General features: G+C 72.4%; 2 protein-coding genes. Both read left to right on the top strand.

Annotated features, from left to right (window positions below; all coding sequences use genetic code 11):
* Positions 1-502: GNAT family protein (locus PV721_RS43420; protein ID WP_319734396.1), on the top strand; the 502-nt coding region annotated here is incomplete at its 5' end.
* Positions 503-512: 10 nt separating this feature from the next.
* The coding region (locus PV721_RS43415; RefSeq protein ID WP_319734394.1) for a pentapeptide repeat-containing protein at positions 513-1,298 on the top strand (786 nt) is incomplete at its 3' end.

Raw genomic sequence — 1,298 nt, 5'->3', positions numbered from 1 at the left:
GAGGGGGGGGGGGACGAAGAGGGGGTATAAGGAACCCCCCCACCCCCCGCACGAGGACGGCCCCCTGCTGCGCACTTGGGTGAAGACCCCCGCCGAGCTGATGACCTGGGCCGGCCCCGCCTTCACCTGGCCCCTGGACGACGCCCAGCTCGCCGCCTACGCCGCCGAGCCCGGCCGGCGCACCTGGACCGCCGTGTCCCCCGGCAACCACCGCATCGGGCACGTCTCCGTCGCCGGCACCCGCCTCGGCCGCGTACTGATCGCCCCCGAGCGGCGCGCCCAGGGCCTCGGCCGGGCCCTCGTCTCCCAGGTCGTCGACCTCTGCTTCGGCGAGCTGGGCCTGCCGGAGATCAGCCTCGGCGTCTGGGCCCACAACACGGCGGCCATCCGCATCTACGAGAACCTCGGGTTCCGCACCGAGCAGATCCTCAAGGACGTGGAGAAGGTCGACGGCACCCCCTGGACCGCCCACCAAATGCGCCTCACCGCCCCCGCCCGGTAACAATGGACACGTGTCGAACCCCCTGCCTCTCCCCCTCCCCCTCCTGGAAGCCGACTGCGCGAACTGCTTCGCGCTGTGCTGCGTGGCCCTGCCCTTCGCCAAGTCCAACGACTTCGCCGTGAACAAGCCCGCCGGAACCCCCTGCAAGAACCTCCGGCAGGACTTCCGCTGCGGAATCCACACGCGGCTGCGCGACACGGGCTTCCCGGGGTGCACGGTCTTCGACTGCTTCGGGGCGGGCCAGCAGGTCTCCCAGGTCACCTTCGGCGGCCGCGACTGGCGCGGGCAGCCGGACACCCGGGGCGAGATGTTCGAGGTCTTCCCCGTGATGCGGCAGCTGCACGAGCTGCTCTTCTACCTCGCCGAGGCCCTCACCCTCCCGGACGCCGCCCCGCTGCACGCGGAACTGCGCCGCTTGCTCGCGCAGACCGAACAGTGGACCCGCGCCGACGCCCAGGCCCTGACGGCCCTGGACATCACGCCCCTCCGCCAGGAGATCAACACCCTCCTGCTCGAGACCAGCGAGCTCGTACGGGCCAAGGTGCCGGGCCGCAAGAAGAACCACCGCGGCGCCGACCTGATGGGAGCCCGCCTCGCCGGGGCCGACCTGCGCGGCGCGAACCTCCGCGGCGCCTACCTGATCGCCGCCGACCTCCGCCGCGCCGACCTCCGCACGGCCGACCTGATCGGCGCCGACCTCCGCGACACCAACCTCCGCGGCGCGGACCTCCGCAACGCCGTCTTCCTCACCCAACCCCAACTGAACGCCGCCCAAGGCGACCCCACCACCCAACTC

Source organism: Streptomyces sp. MB09-01, assembly GCF_033794505.1.
Lineage (GTDB): Bacteria > Actinomycetota > Actinomycetes > Streptomycetales > Streptomycetaceae > Streptomyces.
Note: the sequence above shows the minus strand (reverse complement) of the source record. Positions and strands in the feature narration are given on the sequence as shown.